This window comes from Streptomyces sp. CNT372 (genome assembly GCF_000377145.1).
On record NZ_KB897778.1, the window covers coordinates 143,099 to 162,200 of the forward strand.

General features: G+C 73.9%; 16 protein-coding genes and 1 tRNA gene. 10 read left to right on the forward strand and 7 right to left on the reverse strand.

Annotated elements, in window-relative coordinates:
* Nucleotides 1-26: 26 nt before the first annotated feature.
* The 4 genes from C593_RS0105985 to C593_RS33600 all read right to left on the reverse strand — a co-directional run bounded on the left by C593_RS0105985 (nucleotide 27) and on the right by C593_RS33600 (nucleotide 5,768).
* On the reverse strand, nucleotides 27-3,173 hold the full coding sequence (locus C593_RS0105985; RefSeq protein WP_018846390.1) for a DEAD/DEAH box helicase: 3,147 nt from the start codon (nucleotides 3,171-3,173) through the stop codon (nucleotides 27-29).
* Between the two features lie 173 nt (nucleotides 3,174-3,346).
* On the reverse strand, nucleotides 3,347-4,351 hold the full coding sequence (locus C593_RS0105990; RefSeq protein ID WP_018846391.1) for an SEC-C domain-containing protein: 1,005 nt from the start codon (nucleotides 4,349-4,351) through the stop codon (nucleotides 3,347-3,349).
* Between the two features lie 170 nt (nucleotides 4,352-4,521).
* On the reverse strand, nucleotides 4,522-5,253 hold the full coding sequence (locus C593_RS30900) for a hypothetical protein (RefSeq protein ID WP_051093626.1): 732 nt from the start codon (nucleotides 5,251-5,253) through the stop codon (nucleotides 4,522-4,524).
* A complete protein-coding gene (locus C593_RS33600) occupies nucleotides 5,250-5,768 on the reverse strand; it encodes a SigE family RNA polymerase sigma factor (RefSeq protein ID WP_051093635.1) in 519 nt (172 codons plus the stop codon). The genes C593_RS30900 and C593_RS33600 overlap by 4 nt, the downstream gene beginning before the upstream one ends.
* A gap of 538 nt (nucleotides 5,769-6,306) precedes the next feature.
* Here C593_RS33600 and C593_RS0106005 point away from each other — a divergent pair.
* The 3 genes from C593_RS0106005 (at nucleotide 6,307) to C593_RS0106015 (ending at nucleotide 8,881) form a co-directional block, all read left to right on the forward strand.
* Nucleotides 6,307-6,624 carry a DUF6412 domain-containing protein gene (locus tag C593_RS0106005; protein WP_018846393.1) on the forward strand — a complete coding sequence of 106 codons (318 nt, stop codon included), beginning with the start codon at nucleotides 6,307-6,309 and terminating at the stop codon, nucleotides 6,622-6,624.
* 505 nt (nucleotides 6,625-7,129) lie between these two features.
* Nucleotides 7,130-7,870, forward strand: a complete 741-nt coding sequence (locus tag C593_RS0106010; protein ID WP_018846394.1) for a YidC/Oxa1 family membrane protein insertase — start codon at nucleotides 7,130-7,132, stop codon at nucleotides 7,868-7,870.
* 150 nt (nucleotides 7,871-8,020) lie between these two features.
* Nucleotides 8,021-8,881 carry a fumarylacetoacetate hydrolase family protein gene (locus C593_RS0106015; protein WP_018846395.1) on the forward strand — a complete coding sequence of 287 codons (861 nt, stop codon included), beginning with the start codon at nucleotides 8,021-8,023 and terminating at the stop codon, nucleotides 8,879-8,881.
* Nucleotides 8,882-9,137: 256 nt separating this feature from the next.
* Here C593_RS0106015 and C593_RS0106020 read toward each other — a convergent pair whose 3' ends face one another.
* On the reverse strand, nucleotides 9,138-9,707 hold the full coding sequence (locus C593_RS0106020; RefSeq protein ID WP_018846396.1) for a heme-degrading domain-containing protein: 570 nt from the start codon (nucleotides 9,705-9,707) through the stop codon (nucleotides 9,138-9,140).
* A complete protein-coding gene (locus C593_RS0106025) occupies nucleotides 9,704-10,792 on the reverse strand; it encodes a Gfo/Idh/MocA family oxidoreductase (protein ID WP_026277399.1) in 1,089 nt (362 codons plus the stop codon). Before C593_RS0106025 ends, C593_RS0106020 begins: the two co-directional genes overlap by 4 nt.
* 56 nt (nucleotides 10,793-10,848) lie before the next feature.
* On the opposite strand from C593_RS0106025, the gene C593_RS0106030 reads away from it, so the two are divergent.
* The 5 genes from C593_RS0106030 (at nucleotide 10,849) to C593_RS0106050 (ending at nucleotide 15,960) form a co-directional block, all read left to right on the forward strand.
* Complete coding sequence (locus C593_RS0106030) at nucleotides 10,849-12,108, forward strand: ROK family transcriptional regulator (protein WP_018846398.1); 1,260 nt, start codon at nucleotides 10,849-10,851, stop codon at nucleotides 12,106-12,108.
* 510 nt (nucleotides 12,109-12,618) lie between these two features.
* Nucleotides 12,619-13,518: a hypothetical protein gene (locus C593_RS0106035; RefSeq protein WP_018846399.1), complete on the forward strand. Its 900-nt coding sequence runs from the start codon at nucleotides 12,619-12,621 to the stop codon at nucleotides 13,516-13,518.
* Between the two features lie 137 nt (nucleotides 13,519-13,655).
* Nucleotides 13,656-14,435 carry an HAD-IIA family hydrolase gene (locus tag C593_RS0106040; protein WP_018846400.1) on the forward strand — a complete coding sequence of 260 codons (780 nt, stop codon included), beginning with the start codon at nucleotides 13,656-13,658 and terminating at the stop codon, nucleotides 14,433-14,435.
* A 147-nt stretch (nucleotides 14,436-14,582) separates the two neighbouring features.
* On the forward strand, nucleotides 14,583-15,200 hold the full coding sequence (locus C593_RS0106045; RefSeq protein WP_026277400.1) for a hypothetical protein: 618 nt from the start codon (nucleotides 14,583-14,585) through the stop codon (nucleotides 15,198-15,200).
* 91 nt (nucleotides 15,201-15,291) lie between these two features.
* Nucleotides 15,292-15,960 (forward strand): class F sortase, encoded by a 669-nt coding sequence (locus tag C593_RS0106050; RefSeq protein ID WP_018846402.1) that lies wholly within the window; start codon nucleotides 15,292-15,294, stop codon nucleotides 15,958-15,960.
* 81 nt (nucleotides 15,961-16,041) lie between these two features.
* Here the strand turns inward: C593_RS0106050 and C593_RS0106055 are convergent.
* A tRNA-Lys gene (locus tag C593_RS0106055) sits at nucleotides 16,042-16,115 on the reverse strand.
* Nucleotides 16,116-16,316: 201 nt separating this feature from the next.
* Between C593_RS0106055 and C593_RS0106060 the strand changes: the two genes are divergently transcribed.
* Nucleotides 16,317-17,606, forward strand: coding sequence for a peptidoglycan-binding protein (locus C593_RS0106060; RefSeq protein WP_018846403.1), 1,290 nt, complete (start codon nucleotides 16,317-16,319; stop codon nucleotides 17,604-17,606).
* 201 nt (nucleotides 17,607-17,807) lie between these two features.
* Entirely contained in the window at nucleotides 17,808-19,037 is a 1,230-nt protein-coding gene (locus tag C593_RS0106065) for an SPFH domain-containing protein (protein ID WP_018846404.1), read from the forward strand.
* Nucleotides 19,038-19,102: the final 65 nt, after the last annotated feature.

The following is a 19,102-nucleotide window of genomic DNA, read 5'->3' on the forward strand; positions in this document are numbered from 1 at the left end:
ATATGCCGCGGCCCTCAGCGGACGAGTCAGCCCGCCGCGATCGTCGAGTAGGTCCAGACGTCCGCTGGCATCTCGTGGTGGAGGTTCCAGGTGATGGCCATCGGCTTGCTCCCCTTGTGTGCGATGTAGTCGGCGGGGCCCAGGAGTATCCAGGGCTGCGGGCCGCCGATATCGGTCTTCTTGTAGCGTCGTGCGAACAGGAGGACGTGGGTGCCGAGCTCCTTGTGGGTTCGGTACCGCACACCGGTGGGGGAGGTTTCGGAGGTCTGGTTCTGAGACTCCCAGTGGAACCGGCGGTCGCTCAGTGCGTAGTCGTGATAGCGGGTCTGTGGGGAGAAATCCTTCTCGTCCTTGTCGAGAGTGATCAGCAGGGCATCGACCTTGACGTTCTCGCACCACTTCACCCCCTCACGGAAGTGGCCCGGCAGAAAGCCGCCAATCGACGCCTGCCCCAAGGCGGGCAGGATCTCCTCACGGCTGTAGGTGGCGTGGACCGTCAGGGGAAGGTCCGCCAACTCGCCAAGGAGGGGCACCGGAACGTGGTCGGTGCGATCGAGGTTGTACGCGAGGACCTGGCGCAGCTCGTCCCGGAAGGCGGGCTGCGCGCGCAGGGCGTCCAACCCGGCCTGGTAGCTGGCAAAGCCACCAAGGGGCCAGAGGGAAAAGAAGAGCATGCGGGCGTACGCCTGCCCGCGCGCATCCAGATCCGCGTACGCGGGTGCGTCGTCCGACAACAGCAGGGTGTAGGCGGTGACGCGGTGCGGATCGTCCACATGGAGGAAGGCCGAGGCGCGTTTGAGTAGCGTGGCTTCGCCCTCGGGTGCGGTGGCGGGCAGAAGGTCTGCTCTGCGCAGCAGACCGGTCCAGGAGTTTCCGGTGCCGCGGTAGAGCTCCTTGAGTTCGCGTCCGCTTTCCCGGAGGTAGCCGGAGAGCCGTGGTTCGGCGTACTGCTTTACCTCGCGGGCCAGTTGGATGACGTTCACGCCGATCTGGCTGCGGATGTTGCCGATGATCAGATCTTTGGCCTTGCGCTCAAGGATGATCTGGCAGCCGGAGGGAAGCTGTGGGAAGTCGTGCTCGATATGGTCCAGGAGCCGGTTGCGCGTGAGGTTCGTCAGGGCGCGGAACTGCTCCTCGAAGCGGAACTCGGTGCGGTGCTGGCCGATGAAGTCCAACACGGTGAGGACGGCCTTGTCCTCGCTGCGTCGCAGCCCGCGCCCGAGCTGCTGGAGGAAGACGGTGGCGCTGGACGTCGGACGCAGCAGAAGCAGCGTGTCGACGTCCGGTACGTCCAAGCCCTCGTTGAAGAGGTCGACCGAGAAGATCACCTGGAGCTTTCCGGATCGGAGATCGTCCAACGCGGCTTTGCGGCGGTCTCGGGAAGTCTCACCCGACAATGCCACGGCTGCGAAACCGGCGGTCCGGAAGAATTCGGCCATGAATTCGGCATGGGCCACGGATACGCAGAAGCCGAGCGCCCGCATGGAGCCGGGGTCGGTCACCTTGTCCTGCACGGCTCGCACCACGAGACGGGCCCGTGCCTTGTTGCCGGTGAACAGCTCGCTCAACGCTGCCGAGTCGTAGGTGCCGCGCCGCCAGGTGACGGCGCTCATGTCCGTGGTGTCGGTGATCCCGAAATAGTGGAAAGGGCTGAGGAGTTCGTTCTCCAGGGCCTCCCACAGCCTCATCTCCGCTGCGATGCGCCCTTCGAAGAACTCGTCTTGGACGTTTCGGCCGTCCATACGTTCGGGGGTGGCCGTCAGACCGAGGAGTTCCACGGGCGTGAAGTGGTCGATGATCCGGCGGTACGTGGGTGAGACACCGTGGTGGAACTCATCGATCACGATGACATCGAAGTGGTCCGGCGTCATCTGCTCCAGGGTACGGGCGTTGAGGGACTGCACACTGGCGAAGACGTGGTTCCAGTCCGTGGGAACCGTCCCACTGTGGAGCTCCTGACCGAAGTTGGCGTCGATCAGAACGTCTTGGTACGTGCGCAGCGACTGGCGAAGAATCTCCCGCCGGTGGGCGACGAAGAGCAGCCGGAGCTTCCTCCCGTGCTGCCGGGCCAGCCTCTTGTAGTCGAGCGCCGCCATCACGGTCTTGCCCGTGCCCGTCGCGGCGACGAGGAGGTTTCGATGCCGGTCGTGCACCGTGCGCTCGACCTCCAGCCGTTCCAGCATGTCCCGCTGGTACGGGTGGGGGCGCACTTCTAGACCGGAGAGGGTGATGGGCCGGCTGCCGTCAGGCCGGGTGGCACCGGAGCCCTGACCGGCTTGCCGCAGGGCGTCGTCCAGTCGGGAGCCGTCGCGGTCCGGGTCGTAGCTCTCGAAGGCGGAATCGCTCCAGTAGGAGTCGAAGGTGGCCTCGAACTTGCGCAGCACCTCCGGTGTGGCGATGGACGACAGGCGCACGTTCCACTCAAGGCCTTCGAGGAGTGCGGCCTTCGACAGGTTGGAGCTGCCGACGTAGGCCGTGTCATAGCCGCTATGACGTCGGAACAGCCATGCCTTGGCGTGCAGCCGGGTGGAACGCAGCTCGTAGTTGACCTTCACCTCAGCGCCGTACTTCTGCACGAGCCTGTCCAGCGCCCTGCGCTCGGTGGCCCCGATGTAGGTCGTCGTAATGACCCGCATGGGCACGCCCCGCGCGCGAGCGGCCTCCAACGACTGCTCTATGACCCGCAGACCGTGCCACTTCACGAACGCGCACAGGAGATCGACTCGGTCCGCGGTGGCCAGTTCGGCCCGCAGTTCGAAGCCGAAGCTGGGATCACCGGGTGAGTTGGTGATGAGTGCCGCGTCGGAGAGCGGAGTCGCGGGGCGGAGCGAGTAGACGCCTTCGGCCTGCTTTTCCGCGATGGCGAGGAGTTGCCGCGGCCCGTCGGCGACCAGGTCCACCCACTCGCGGGCACCGTCGATGGTGCTCATGGACTCCAGGATGTGGTTGGCGGCATGCACGCGTTCCGCCGCAGGAAGGCGCTCCAGCACACGCCTGGTCGTCTCTGCGACATGGCGTGCCATGACATGCGGTCCCGACTCGGCCCCTACCGCGTCATCGACGGCTCGCCAGCGCTCACCGTCGAGCTGCTGGAGCTGCTTCTCCACGCGTAGCGTGATCAACTGCTCATACAGGCCGGTCACCGGCTCGTGGGCCTTGATGGGACCTGACATCGCCTTCCCTCCCCGTTCACTTCGTGTCAGTGATATCAGGCGTCACCGACAGGTCGGGCAGGGTTGTCGACGAAGGACTGGGGCGCGGCGCTGCCGCGGGTGAACGCGTCGCAGGCAGTCAGGGTGAGCGCCAGGGCACGGAGCAGAGCCGCACCACAGGGTCGCCGCCCCCCTCACCCCCCGTGGCACTCCCGGTACGCCACCCCCGACCCGCACCAGCACCCCGCCGTGCGGGACGGGGGCCAGGCCGTGGCGCGGCCGCGGGCGGCGAGGGTGGTGGCGTACTGGGGGAGGAGGGAGGTGTTCGTCGGGGAGGACGCCTCCGAGGCGGCGAAGGCCTCGTAGGAGGGGACCGTCGCCGTGACGATGCCCAGGTTCTGGGTGCCCGTCGAGGCCAGGTCGCGCAGGGCGGACTCGATGTCCGCGAGGTGTGCTTCGTGGGACGGGTACTCGGCCGCGAGGTCCGGGTACGCCTCCAGGAGCTCCGCCAGCTCCGGGGCCGGCCAGTGCAGGACCGCCACCGGGAACGGGCGGGAGAGCGCCGAGCGGTACGAGCCCAGCTCCGCGCGCAGCCGCGCGATCTCCGCCTTCAGCTCGACCGGGTTGTCCGAGCCCAGGGCCCACAGGCGCTTCGGGTCGTGGAGTTCGTCGAGGCTGAAGTCCGGGGTGTGGGTGGCGTGCACCCGGTCCGCCAGGGCGTCGTGGTCGTCGTGCGCCAGGCCCAGCAGCCGGCGCACCCGGTGCCGGCCCGCGAGGAGGGACTGCGCCGCGTAGGGGACCTCGTCGTCCGCCGGCAGCAGCAGCGCGAGTGCCTCGTTGAAGCACTCGTGCGACGCCTCCAGCTCGTCGTGGGACTCCAGCGTCTCCGCGATGATCTCCCACGGCCCCGCCTGCGCCGGGGCCGCGATGCGGATGCCCGCGATCAGGGCGCGGGCCTCGGCCTCGTGGCCGTACTCCCAGAGGTTGGCCGCCTGGAGCGCCTTGATGAGCTGCGGGTGCTCCGGCTCTGCCGCGAGCAGGCGGTCGTAGAGGCCGGACGCGCGACCGCGGTCGCCGGCCAGTTCCAGATGGGCCGCGGCCTGGAGCAGCAGGTGTTCCTCGTCCTCCGGGTACTGCTCCGCGGTGCGCAGCAGGCGCTCGGCTTCGGCGTGGTGGTCGGCAGGAGTGTCGGGGCGCATGGACCACACGGTACTGCCGTGGGGGCGGGTGCAGGGGAGCCCCGGTACGGGTGAGTGCCCTCGACCGGGAGTGGGTGGTGGTGAGTTGGGCCACAGCGCCCGGGGCGAGGGCGGCGGTGCGGCGTCCGGGACCGCGGCCGCGCGGACCCCCACGGCCCGCCGCACGGTCGTCAGGGCCCCGGCGACCCCGGCGGCCGTGGCGGCCCCGGCGGTCCCGGCAGCGACGCCAGCGTCCGCCCCTCCGCGTCCGACAGGGTGACACCGCCGAGGAACCCCTCCGTCGTGTACGACTCCGGCCCCGCCCACGCGTACCAGACGCCCCAACCGGGGGCGCCGGGCAGCGTGAGCAGGCCGGCGGTGATCGGCCCGGCGGCGGTCGCGACGGCGACGCGGGCGGCCCGGTCGGTGCCGTAGTAGACCCCGGACAGGAAGGTGCCCGTCGCGTCGCCCTCCGTCTGGAGGCTCACGCCGGGGCCGGCCCGGTCGATGTTTCCGTCGACGACGCTGCGGAACTGGGGCTCCTCCCCGGGCAGCACCCAGTGCTTGCCCTGCGCGGTCAGCCACAGTTCGACCCCGCCGGGCCCCTCGACCCGCTCGCCCTGCGCCACGACCCGCACCGGGGACCGCGGCGGCGGGGGCGGTGAAGGGGAGCGGGGCGGGGTGGGAGGCGGACTGCTCACGGCCGGGGGGACGACGACGTGGTCCGGGGGCGCGGACCGCTGGACGGCCGTCACCACGAACGGGGCGATCAGCAGCGCGGCGCCCGACGCGGCCAGCCCGGCCACCCGCCGCCGCCTGCGCGCGCGGGCGGCCCGGGCGATGGCGGCCAGCGGGACGGGGGAGGGGGCCAGATCGTGCACGGCGTCGGCCAGCACCGTCGGCAGACCGCTGTCGGAAGTCATCGGTGGGCTCCGGAGGGGGAGGCGCCGTTTCCGGTCGTGCCGTTGGTGCCGGTCACGCCGTCGGCGAGGATCGGGTGGGCGCGCAGGGTCCGGAGGGCGCGCCGGGTGTGGGTCTTGACGGTGCCCACCGAGCAGTTGAGGACAGCGGCGACGTCCGGCTCCCGCATGTCCTCCCAGAACCGCAGCACGACCACGGCCCGCTGCCGCGCGGGGAGGGACGCCAGCGCCTCCAGGACCGCCGCGCGCCGCTCGGTGGTCTCCGAGTGGTCGGCCTGCACCCGGTGTGCGGACTCCGGCAGGAACGGCGTCAGCAGATGCGCGACGCGCCGCCGCCGGACGCGGCTGATGTTGTTGTTGACCAGCGCCCGGCGCACATAGAGGTCGATCTCCTCGCGCGGGACCCGGCGGAAGTGCGACCAGACCTTGGCGAGGGTCGTCTGCACCAGGTCCTCGGCCTCGTGGAAGTCCCCGGTGAGCAGGGTGGCGGTACGCACCAGCCGCGGCCAGGCCGCCATCGCGAACTCGGCGAACTCGGCGTCACGGCCGTGGCCCCGGCCTTGGATCGGACCGGGATCGTGGGACGGGTCGATGTCGCGGCCGGGGCCGGTGCCGGGGTCGTGGGAGGGGGCGGAGTCGCGGCCGGGGCCGGGGTCGTGGCAGCGGACGGGGTCGCGGCTGCGGTGGCGGTCCCGGTCCTGCGTCACGGGGTGGGGATTCCTTCGGCTTGTGGCGGCGGGCGCGGTGGACGGGGCGGGGCAGCGGACGGCGGGGGCGCCGCGGGCACGCGCTCCACGGGCCCGACCACCCGTACCCCCGTGGCCGGGTGGGCGGGCGCCGCGGCACGGCGGAGGGCACCCCCCAACTCCCCCAACGCCGGTAAGCGGGCGGCTGGATGACATGTTCGCGAGAATTTTTCGACGGGCCGCTGCCGCGGGGGCGGCGGGGCGCCGGGCGGCCGGTTCCGGGGAACCGGAGGCGCGGGTTGTTCGTGTACAACTGTGGGGAGGCTCCGACCGGGGCCGTCGTCCATCGAGCGGCAGGAGGGCGTGGGACATGATCCGCAGCGCACCGCGCCTGTTCCGGCTCGCCGGGCTGTTCTTCTTCCTTCTCGTCGGGCTCGTGCTCGTCGACGGGGACGGGTTGGGCGCCGCCGTGGCGCTCGCCGCCACCGCGACGGCCGCCGCCGGCTCCGCGCTCGTCGTCTGCGCGGTGATCAGCGCGCGCTGTGCGCCGGTCGTCCCGCGCACCCGCGTCCGCACCGCCCTGCGTGACCGTGAGCAGCGCACCGCCTTTCTGCCCCAGCGCGACCCCGACGCCCGGGGCCGCCGACGCCCCCGGGCGCCGGGCCGTCGTCTCGCGACGGCTGCGTAGGGGGCGCGTTCCGCGCCGTGTGAGGGCCGGTCCTGGTGGCCGGCCTGGGGGCCGGTCACCAGGACTGAGGGCCGATGGACGCCCGCGTCGGTCACCCGGCCCGCCCGTCCGGACCTGTGCCGGTGGACGCTGAACGTCCGGCCGCCTCGGATCCGGCCCCGGCCCGCCCGGGCGCCGATCCGGACCGGTCCGCCCCGTGCGTCCCCCGGGACCGGGACGTCCCCCGGACCCGGCCCGCCCGGACCCGCGCGCCCACGGCCCCGGCCCACCCGAATCCGGCCCATCCGGAACCGTCGGGCCCGGATCCGTCGGGCCCGGATCCGTCGGGCCCGGATCCACCGGGCCCCCGGGACCGGGCGCGGCCCGAGTGCCGCCACGCCCCCACCGTCGTCGCCGCCGACTCCGCACCCCGCCGTACCGCGGCGCGCCCCCGTGGCCATCCGCCCGCCCGCGCGCGCCGTCCCGGCCTCTCCCCGGCACGACGAGACCCCCGGAGGGCTCACCCATGTCCGTATTCGCCACGCTGGTCGAACGCCTCGCCGAACTGCTCCAGCCCCTGTTCGCCGCCTCGGCCACCGCCGCCGCGATCATCGTCTTCACCGCGCTCGTGCGCCTCGCCGTCCACCCGCTGTCCCGGGCCGCCGCGCGCGGCGCCAAGGCGCGGACCCGGCTCGCCCCGCAGGTCGCCGCGCTGCGCAAGAAGCACGGCAAGGACCCCGAGCGCCTCAAGCAGGCCACCCTGGAGCTCTACGCGAAGGAGAGGACCAGCCCGCTCTCCGGCTGCCTCCCCTCGCTGCTCCAGCTCCCCGCGTTCTTCCTGATGTACCACCTGTTCTCGAACGCACGGATCGGCGGCGAGCCCAACTCCCTGCTCGGTCACAGCCTCTTCGCCGCCCCGCTCGGCGGGCGCTGGACGGACGCGCTCGCCGACGGCGGGGTGTTCGGCGGGGCCGGGCTCGTCTACCTGGGGCTCTTCGTGATCGTCGCGGCGGTGGCGACCTTCAACTACCGGCGCACCAGGAGCCAGATGGCCGCCGCGCCCGTCGCGGACGGGGAGCGGGTGCCGGGCATGGGGGCGATGCTCAAGGTCATGCCGCTGATGTCGTTCGCAACGCTCGTCACCGTGGCCGTGGTGCCGCTGGCCGCCGCGTTGTACGTGGTCACCAGCACGACGTGGAGCGCCGTGGAGCGGGTCTTCCTGTACCGGGACATGCCGGCCGCGGGCGCGCTCACCCCGGCCGGGTGACGGACCGGACCTGGCCGCCTGGGTGCCCGGTCCACGGTGTGAACAGGGTCTTGCGTGTCCGTGGCAACTCTTGGAGGATCGACCAAGTCTCCGCGTCTCGACGGCCGCACCTGTCGGTCCGGGGTCGATGTCGACCGGGAGAGACCCACGATGAAGCTGCTGCGTGTCGGTACGGCCGGCGCCGAGCGCCCCGCCCTCCTCGCCGAGGACGGAACCACCCTGTACGACCTGTCCGGGTTCGTCCCGGACATCGACGGCGCACTCCTCGCCGACGACGCCGCCCTCGCCCGGATCCGGGCCGCGGCCGCCGCCGGGGAGCTGCCCGTCCTCGACGCCACCGGACTCCGCGTGGGCCCGCCGCTGGCCCGCGTCGGAAAGGTGGTCTGCATCGGGCTGAACTACCACGACCACGCCGCCGAGACCGGGGCCGAGCCGCCCGCCGAGCCGGTCGTCTTCCTCAAGGCGTCCGACACGGTGGTCGGCCCGGAGGACACGGTGCTGATCCCGCGCGGCAGCCGCAAGACGGACTGGGAGGTGGAGCTGGCGGTCGTCGTCGGCCGCACGGCGCGCTACCTCAGGGACGACGAGGATCCCCTCGCGTACGTCGCCGGGTACGCCGTTTCGCACGACGTGTCCGAGCGCGAGTTCCAGATCGAGCGCGGCGGCACCTGGGACAAGGGCAAGAACTGCGAGACCTTCAACCCGCTCGGCCCCTGGCTGGTGACCGCCGACGAGGTGCCCGACCCGGGGGCGCTGGGGCTGCGGCTCTGGGTCAACGGGGAGCTGCGCCAGAACGGGTCCACGGCGGACCAGATCTTCCCGGTCGCCGAGGTGGTCCGCTACCTCAGCCGGTTCATGACCCTGCACCCCGGTGACGTGATCAACACCGGCACCCCGGCGGGCGTCGCGATGGGCCAGCCGGAGCCCAAACCGTATCTGCGGGCGGGTGACGTGGTCGAGCTGGAGGTGGACGGGCTCGGTCGCCAGCGCCAGGAGCTCAAGGACGCGTAGCCCGGGCCCGGGGCGAGCAGCCACGCGCACGGCGCACCACGCGCAGAACGCACCACGACGCGCAGAACGCGCCACGCGCAGAACGCACCACGTGCGTGACGCGCTCACGCGCAGGGCGCGCCACGCGTGAGTAAGACGCCACGCGTGAGTAGAGGCGCGGCCCGGCACGCGGGGGACGTGCCGGACCGCGCCGGTCCGGGGGGCCGGGCCGGCCCGGGAGAGGGCCGCGCCGGTCCGGGGGAGGAGACCGCGGGGGTCAGGACGGCGCGCCCGCCACCCCGCTCGACCCGTCCGCGTGCGCCGCGAACCGCTCCAGCGCGTCGACCACCAGTGCGTGGTCCTCGGCCTGCGGCAGGCCGGAGACCGTCACCGAGCCGACCAGGCCGACCCCCTCGACGTTGATCGGGAACGAGCCGCCGTGCGCCGCGTACACGTCCGGGTCGAGCCGGGAGGACTCCTCGAAGGTGGTGCCCTTGGCGCGGTGCCGGGCCCCGACGAGGTACGAGCTGACGCCGTACCGCTCGACGACCCGGCGCTTGCGGTCGATCCACGCGTCGTTGTCGGCGCTGGCGCCGCTCAGCGCGAAGTGGAAGAGCTGCTGCCGGCCCCGGCGGATGTCGATCGCGACCGGCGCCTCGCGCAGCCGGGCCATCTCCACCAGCAGACTGCCCAGCTTCCAGGCGTCCTCGTTCGTGAACCCGCCGAGGGTGAGACGGCGTTCCTGCTCGGCGATCTCCTCCACGGACAGATGCTCCGACGGCGGCTTCGGCTGCGACGGCCGCGGCTCCGAGGGCTGCGGCTGCGGGCTGGCGGTGGTGCCGGTCATGCGCTGATCTCCACGGTCACGCCGTCCCTGGCGGAGCGGCGGGCGGCTTCCAGGACGTCGAGGGCGGCGGCCGCCTCCTCGGCGGTCGCCGGGACCGGGCCCTCGCCGCGGACGGCCCCGGCGACCGCCGCGTAGTACGCGGGGTAGTCGCCCGGCTTCGTCGGGACGAGAGCGCCCCCACCGGTGACCGGGGACTCCCCGGACCCGATGCGGCCCCACATCGACTTGGGCTCCTCGCCCCAGGAAACACCCTCTGCCGGGCGCTTGCCCTCCCGCAGATCGGCCTCCTGGGGGTCGAGTCCGTACTTCACGTACCCCGCCTTGGAGCCGAGCACGCGGAAACGCGGGCCGAGCTGCGCGGTCGTCGCGCTCACGTACAGGTGGGAGCGGACGCCGTTGGTGTGGGTGACGGCGATGAAGGTGTCGTCGTCCGCCTCGGCGCCCGGGCGGCGCACATCGGACTCCGCGTAGACCAGCGCGGCCGGGCCGAAGAGGGAGAGCGCCTGGTCGACGACATGGCTGCCCAGGTCGTAGAGGAGGCCGCCGATCTCGGCGGGGTCGCCGGACTCGCGCCACCCGCCCTTGGGCTGCGGGCGCCAGCGCTCGAAGCGGGACTCGAACCGGAGCACATCCCCGAGGGCGCCCTCCGCGAGCAGATGGCGCAGGGTGAGGAAGTCGTTGTCCCAGCGGCGGTTCTGGAAGACGGAGAGCGCGAGGCCCCGCTCCTTCGCCAGCTCGGCGAGGGCACGCGCCTCGGCCGCCGTGCCGGCCACCGGCTTGTCCACGACCACCGGCAGTCCGGCTTCGAGGGCGGCGGTGGCGATCGGGACATGGGTCTTGTTGGGGGAGGCGACGACGACGAGGTCCAGCTCGTCCGCCCGCTCCCACAGCTCCTCCGGCGAGGCGGCGAAGCGGACGCCCTCCCCGAGGGCCGTCCGCGCCCCGGCCCGGCGCTCCTCGCGGGAGGTGACCACGGTGTCGACGACCAGGCCGTCGGTGGAGGCGATCAGCGGGGCGTGGAACACGGAGCCCGCGAGGCCGTAGCCCACGAGTCCGACGCGGAGGGGGGTGCCGGAGCCAGTCATGGGCCCCACTTAAGCAACGCTGTTGCCAAAGTGCAAGCGTCCCGGAGAATGGGGGTGTGACCACCCACCGGCCCCCGGCCCCCCACCGTCCCAGCGCCCCGGGCCCCACGCGCGGACCCCGCACCGGACAGCCCGCGGGCGTCAACCTCCCGGCCCTGCGCAGCCACAACGCGGCGCTCGTCCTCGACCTGCTGCGCACCGCGGGCGAGGACGGGATCAGCCGGATCGAACTGGCCGAGGGCACCGGGCTGACCCCGCAGGCCGTCAGCAAGATCACCGGTCGGCTGCGGGAGGAGGGCATGGCGGCGGAGGCGGGCCGGCGCGCCTCCACCGGGGGCAAGCCGCGCACGGTGCTGCGGCTGGTCCCGTCGGCGGGGCACGCGGTGGGGCTGCACCTGGACCGTGACGAGCTGCGGGCCGTCCTCCTCGACCTCGCGGGCACGCTCGTCGCGGACCGCCGGGCCCCGCTCGACCTCGGCGCGGGGGCGGACCGGGTCCTGACGACGGCCTCGGCGGAGGTCACCGCCCTGCTGGCCCCGGCGGGCGGGGCGGGCGGCAAGGACCGGGCGGACGCGGAGGGCGGGTCGGGCCGCCCGGCCGCGTCGGCCGAGCCGGGCGCGGTGATGCGGCCCGGTGCCGAAGGGCTGCGGGTGCTCGGCGTCGGGGTGGCGATGCCCGGGCCGCTCGACCACCACGCCGGGATGCCGGGCCGCGTCACCGGCTTCCCCGCGTGGGCCGGGTACCCCGTGCGGGACGCGCTCGCCCGCCGCCTCGCCCTCCCCGTCGTCCTCGACAAGGACACCAACGCCGCCGCCCTCGGCCTCGCCCTGCGCGGTCCGGGCGACTCCTTCGCGTACCTCCACCTCGGCACCGGGCTCGGGGCGGGGCTCGTGCTCGGCGGCGAGCTGTACCGGGGCGCTCGCACCGGCGCGGGCGAGTTCGGGCACCAGGTCGTGCAGCTCGACGGGCCCCTGTGCGGGTGCGGCGGGCGCGGCTGTATCGAGGCGCTCTGCCTGGCCGCCGTCGCGGGCGGCGACCTCGTGGGCGCGGCCCGGGTGCTCGGGACCGGGGCGGCCAATCTCGTCGGACTGCTCGACATCGACCGCGTGCTGCTCGGCGGGCGCACGGTCGCCGCCGCCGAGGACGTCTTCGTGCGCGGGGTCGGCGAGGTGGTGGCGGCGCGCGGTGGCGGGGTGCCGGTCGAGGCGGCGCCCGGCGGCGCGGACACCGTCGCGGAGGGGGCGGCCCATCTGGTGCTCGCCCCGGTCTTCGGACGCGCCTCGGCCCCGGCGGCCTCCACCCCGCCCCCGGCCTGACCCGCTCCGACCCGCCGGACCCGACCGGCCGACCCCGACGGGCCCCCGCCCGACCCGCTCCGGCCGACTCTGACCGACTGACCGACCGGCCGGCTCCGACCGACGGGCCCCGGCTGACCCGTACCCGCCCCGACCGACCGGCCCGAAGGGCCCCGCCCGCGCCCTGCCGCCACGCCCCCCGCCGCCACGCCCCCCGCCGCCGCGCGCCCCGGCGCCACGCCCCCCGCCGCCGCGCGCCCTGCCGCCGCGCGCCCTGCCGCCGCGCGCCCTGCCGCCACGCCCCCCGCCGCCGCGCGCCCTGCCGCCATGCGCCCTGCCGCCACGCCCCCCGCCGCCACGCCCCCCGCCGCCATGCGCCCCGGCGCCGAATACGCCGACACGGGGGGCGTTGCGCCGCTGTTCGGCGGTACACCGCACACCCCCGGCGGGCGCCCCGGGCAACGATGGCAGGGCCCCGGGCCACCGGCCCGCGGCCCTGCCCGGCGACCGTGAGCAAGCAAAGGCCACTCCATGCGACTGCGCACCGCCCTCGCCCTCCCGGCCGGTACGGCCACGGCCGCCGCGCTGGCCGCCGCCCTGCTGGCGGGCCCCGCCACCGCCGACGACACCCCGGCCGCCGCGCCGGCCGCCGAACCGCCCGCCGCGCGGGAGCAGGACGACGCGGTGCCCGCCGACCGCCAGCCGACCTGCGGAAAGTCCACCGATCCCGGCTTCCCCATCGATACCCGGATCCAGGGCGGCCCCCGTACCGTGCAAGCCGGTTCGGGCTTCCAGGGCTGGCGTATCGACCTCACCAACACCACCCGCGAGCTGTGCCACCGCATCCACCCGGTGGTCGTCCTGACCGGGGCGCCGCTCGCGCCCGACCGCGTCGCCCTCGAGTTCCGGGACGTGGACGCCGGGCGCTGGCGCCCGGTGACCCTGGAGCGGACCAGCAAGGACGAGCTGGTCGGCGCGTTCGACGACGGCTTCCGGGGCTTCGTCGTCCCGGGCGGCGGGACCGTGGCCGTGCCCGTCCGGTTCTCCCTCGCGGCCGGCACCGCCCCCGGCGATGTCACCGTCAACGCGGCGGTCGTCCAGCGCCGCGGGGACGACGGCGACTGGGTCGGGGCGTCCGGCGACTACCACCTCACCGTGACCGAGGGGACCGCCCGGCCCTCCGCCCCCGCCGGGTCGCCGGACCCGGACCCGGACGCGGACCCCGGGACCAGTACGGACCCCGACCCCGGCACCGCGCAGCCCTCCGGTACGCCCGAGGCCTCCCCGCCCCCCTGGCTGCCCGAGCAGCTCGCCTCGACCGGCGCCGGCACGGGCGTACGCGTCCTCGCGGCCACGGCGACCCTCGCGCTCGGCACCGGCATCGCCCTGCTCCTCCTCCGCCGCCGGGTCGGCCCGCGCTCCCGCCGCTGACCAGCGGCCCGTCGCACGGATCAGGCCATGCGGGCCCTGCCTGATCCGGACGAAGGGCGCTTAGGCTGTGGGCGTCGCCACAGCGCCGTCGCGGCGCCCACCCGCATGTACGACACGCACGGCAGGAGTCCGCCCGCATGGCAGAGCGCAAGCCGATCGAATCCTGGCTGACCGACATGGACGGCGTCCTCATCCACGAGGGCGTCCCCATCCCCGGAGCCGACGCCTTCATCAGGAAGCTGCGGGAGACCGGCAAGCCCTTCCTCGTGCTCACCAACAACTCCATCTACACCGCCCGTGACCTGCACGCCCGCCTCTCCCGCATGGGTCTGGACGTGCCCGTGGAGAACATCTGGACCTCGGCCCTGGCGACCGCCCAGTTCCTGGACGACCAGCGCCCCGGCGGCACCGCCTACGTCATCGGCGAGGCGGGTCTGACCACGGCCCTGCACGACATCGGGTACGTGCTCACCGACCACGAGCCGGACTACGTGGTCCTCGGCGAGACCCGCACCTACAGCTTCGAGTCCCTGACGAAGGCCATCCGCCTGATCAACAACGGCGCGCGGTTCATCTGCACCAACCCCGACGAGACCGGCCCGTCGACCGAGGGGCCGCTCCCCGCGACGGGCAGTGTGGCCGCGCTGATCACCAAGGCGACCGGCAAGGACCCGTACTTCGCGGGCAAGCCCAACCCGCTGATGATGCGCACCGGCCTGAACGCCATCGGGGCGCACTCCGAGACCAGCGCCATGATCGGCGACCGGATGGACACGGATGTGCTCGCGGGGCTGGAGGCCGGGATGGAGACCTTCCTGGTCCTGACCGGGCTCACCGCGCCGGGGGACGTGGACCGCTATCCGTTCCGTCCGTCCACCGTCGTCGACTCCATCGCGGACCTGGTCGACCGCGTCTGACGGACGGCCGCCCCGGCCCCCGGTGACCCTGCGTGACCTGCGCCTTCGTAAGGGCGCAGGTCAGCGGGGTGCCGACGGAGGGGGACCGGTACTGCGGATGCGGAAACGCGCCGGACGCGTGACTCTGGCCGTATCAGGAGGTTCACGATGCGTGCAGGTTCACTTGCTCTCCGTTCCGTGGGTGCGGCCGCCGTCCTCGTGCTGGCACCCGCCGTGACCGCGACCGCGGCCACCGTCGCCCACGACTCCGCGGCATCCCCGGGCTCCGCAGGGGCGACGGCCCGGCTGACCCCCGCCGAGGCGGCGCCCGGCGGTACGGTCCGGGTCGGCGCCACCGGCTGCTCCGGCGCCTCGGCGCTCGCGAGATCCGAGGCGTTCATGGGCGACGCGGAACTGCGCACCGTCACCGACCGGCCTGCCCTCGTGGGCACGGCACGCGTACGGCCCGACGCCGGGCCGGGTGCCTACGGCGTCCGCATCCTCTGTGACGGGCGGGATCACGGAGAGACCGGCCGCCTCCTGGTGCGGGCGATGCCCGTCGGCGGGGCGGAGAAGGTGGCCCGGACGGTGCACGCCTCACCGGTCGCTCCCGTGCGCGCGGGCGGTGGCGGGACCGCGGCCATCGCGATGCCGGTCGCCGCGGTCGACCCCGAGGACACCGGACCGAGCGCCACACAGACCGTCGTCGGCCTGGTCCTCGCCGGGGCCGCGGCCGTCGCCTTCGCGGTGCGCAGCGCGCGGCGGCGCCGTACGGACTCCGACTGAGATGGCCGCGCGGATACGCCCGGAGGGCGCGGCTGCGGGGCCGGGTAGGGCATCGGGGGTGGACGTCCGATCGGGAGGGGGTGCGGCCGGGGTGCGGCGGGCGGTGATCGGCGTGGTCTGGGCCGTCCTCGTCCTGGTGCTCTGGCTGTGGGGCGGCGGCGCCCCCGGAGGCGCGGCGGGCATGTCCGCGCCGACGACCGGCGACATGGCGGCGGTCGGCCGTCCGCCCGGGGTTCCGATGCCGGCCGCCCGCGCACCCCTCGACGTCTCCACGCCCCGCCGGCTCGACGTCCCGGCCCTCGGCGTCTCGGCCCCCGTCGTCGTGCGCGGTCTCGACGAGCGGGGTGCGATCGACCCGCCTCCCTACACGGCGGGCGGGAGTGTCGGCTGGTACGGGGGCGGGGCGCGGCCGGGGGAGCCGGGTGCGGCGATCATCGTCGGTCATGTCGACACCGAGACCCGTCCGGCCGTCTTCTACCACCTCAGCACCCTCCGTCCGGGCGAGCGGGTCAGGGTGACGGGGGAGAACGGCGAGACCACCGAGTTCACCGTCGACGATGTGCGCGTCGTCGGGCCGGAGCGCTTCGACGCCCGCCAGGTGTACGGCCCCCGGGTGGCCGGCCGCCCGGAGCTGCGCCTGATCACCTGCGGCGGGACCTTCGACCGGTCGACCGGCGGATACACGGCGAACGTGGTCGTCTCCGCGTACCTCACGGGAACGGGTCCGGGGCCGGGTCCCGGTCCGGCCCCGGGCTCCTGACCCGCGGACCGTACTCGCGGACGTACCCGCTGACGTACGACGAAGGCCCTCCCACGCGTGTGGGAGGGCCTTCGTTTCGCGTGCGCCGCCAGGGACTCGAACCCCGGACCCGCTGATTAAGAGTCAGCTGCTCTAACCAACTGAGCTAGCGGCGCCTGCTGACCTGGAGAACTCTACCCGACCGGGGAGAGTGCTCCGCACATCCCGCGTGGCCCCGCCGCCGCGCCCAGCCGGGCTGGATCGTTGTTTTTACCCTTTCGTACGTCAAAATGCGTTTTGTCCATCCGGTTGGGACACTGACGCACGTGACACACCGTCAGAGGATCTTTCCGATTGCGAATGGGGAGGCGACGCGTATGGCCGTGCCGGTCTTCGAGGAGTACGAGCCCGCCGGTGACTGCGACTGCGCCGGATGCGTCGAGCGGCGACGCGCCCTGGCCACCGGAGGTCACCCCTCCGCGCACGGCTGCCGGCGCGCGCTGGTGCTGATGACCACGGCCGGGGTGGTCCTGGGCGGAGGCGGCGGTGCCGCCGCCTCCGCCCAGGCGCCCGGTGGCCCCGCCCGCGCGGTCGCCCCGTCCGCCGACCCCCTCCCGCCGACCGAGCAGGGGACCACCGGTCCGCTGCACGGCTCCACCACGAAGCCCGCCAACCAGGCCAACCAGGTGGCGCTGAAGGCCACCACCCGTACCGAGATCATCAACCGGGCCAAGAAGTGGGTCTCGGCCAAAGTGCCGTACAGCATGACCAAGTACTGGTCCGACGGCTACCGCCAGGACTGCTCCGGCTATGTCTCGATGGCCTGGAGCCTCGCGGGCAACGAGTGGACCGGCAGCCTCGCCAAGTTCGGCGACCGGATCCAGCGCGAGGACCTCCAGCCCGGCGACATCCTCCTCTTCCACAACCCGGCCGACCCCGGGGCGGGTTCGCACGTCACGATCTTCGGCGGCTGGACCGACTACACGCACACCTACTACGTGGCGTACGAGCAGACCAAGCCCCACACCCGCAAGCAGTCCACCCCCATGGCCTACTGGAACAACTCCGCCAGCTATGTGGCCTACCGCTACAAGGGCCTCTCCAGCGGGACGGCCAGCGGCGGCGAGAGCACGGCGGCGCCCTTCCCCGGCACCTCAGCCTTCGGGCCCGGCAAGAAGAACGCCCATGTCACCCGGCTCGGCGAACTCCTGGTCCAGCGCGGCGGCAAGCGCTTCTACGAGGAGGGCCCGGGCCCGGAGTGGACGACGGCGGACCTCCGCGCCACCCAGGCGTTCCAGCTGGCGCAGGGCTGGCGGGGTGCCGAGGCCGACGGCTATCCGGGCCCCCACACCTGGCGGCTGCTGGTGAACGGCCAGGGCAAGGACATCCCGCCCGCCGTGACGGCCGGCCCGTCCGCCCAGCCGCCCGCCTTCCCGGGCCGGGACCACTTCCGGCCGGGCCGCACCAACGCCCATGTGACCCAGCTCGGGAAGCAACTCGTCAAGCGGGGCTACGGAAAGCACTACGCCGAGGGCCCCGGGCCGCAGTGGACCGAGGCGGACCGGCGCAACGTCCAGGCGTTCCAGCGGGCCCAGGGCTGGCGGGGTGCGGAGGCCGACGGCTACCCCGGCCCGCATACCTGGCGCCTGCTCTTCGCGGCCCGGTAAGGCGGCCGCGAGCAGCGAACCACATCGCAGGAAGAGCCCGCCGGCAAGCAGCCACGGCGGACAGCCGCCCACGGCAGGCGGGCACTCCCGGCAAGCACCCACCAGCGGCGAACAGCCACCCCGGCAAGCAGGCGACGAACGCAAGCAGGCAACGAAGGCAAGCAGGCAACGAAGGCAAGCAGGCAACGAAGGCGAGGCGGCATGAACACCACGACGTCGGACCCGGAGGGCCCCGTCCCGCCCGAGACCCCGCGGCGCAGCCCGGTCATCGCGAGCGAGACCACGACCGAGATCCCGGTGCACCTCCTGTTCCGGGACGACAGCGGGCCGCTGGCCCTGCCGTCCGGTCTGCGCCCCGCGGTGATCTCGCGGAGGAAGGGCACCGGGGAGCAGCCCAAGGTGGGCGCATCGGGCCGGCCGGCCGGGGACGGCGGCACGGGGACCGGGCACGGCCCCGGCCCCGGGCGGGACGCCGGCGGCCGGGCGCCGCTGCCGGCGGCGGCCGACCCGGCCGTACCGGCCGTCGACCCCCGGCTGACCGAGCGTCCGGGCCCGGTGCTCCCCGGCTGGACCGGGCTGGTCGCCGGGGGCTGCGCCCTCGCCGGGACCGGTGCGCTGCTGTGGGGGGCGGGGGCCGTGCCGGACGCCGTCGGGCGGATCCTCGGCGTCACCCCGCCCCCGTACCAGGGCATCGGCATCGGGGTGTGGTGCCTGCTGACCCTCGGCGTGCTGCTGGTCCTCTTCGGCTTCGGTGGGCTCGGGCGCGGCCGGGTCGGCCATGCCTGGGTGCTCACCCTGTGCGGCGACTACCGGGGCAGTGTCCGGCGCACCGGGCTGGTGTGGGTGAGCCCGCTGGTGCTGCGCCGGCGGATCGACGTGCGGCTCCGGCACTGGCGCAGCGAGCCGATGCCCGTGCACGACGCGGAGGGCACCGCGCTGCGGGCGGTCGTCCTGGTGGTGTGGCGGGTGTCGGACACCGTCCGGGCCGTGCTCGGCGTGGAGAACCACGAGGCGTACCTCGCGGAGCAGGTCGAGGCGGCGACGGCCCGGGTGCTGTCGAAGCTGCCCGCCGACAGCTTCGGCGAGGCCGTTCCCACCCTGCGGGACGCGGGCACGGTCGGGGCCGAGCTGACGAAGGTGCTGGCGGAGCAGTGCGCGCCGGTGGGCATCGAGGTCTTCTCCGCGCAGCCGGTCGCTGTCGACTACGCGCCGGAGATCGCGGACGCCGTGCTGCGGCGGCGGATCGCGGCCATCGACGCCCGGCACCGTGACGCGGTCCTCACCTCGGTCGTGGACGCGGTCGAGGACACGGTGGGCCGGCTGACCGACCGCGGTCTGGTCGAGCTGGCGGACTATGAGCGCAAGGCCCTCGTCAAGGACCTCACCGTTGCCTTCTACACCGGCCGGGCCGGGGGCGCAGAGGCTCCGTGATTGGTCTGGACACGTCCAACAGGCTTCCCTACATTGAGACTTGGTCTAGACCTGAACCTTCGCTG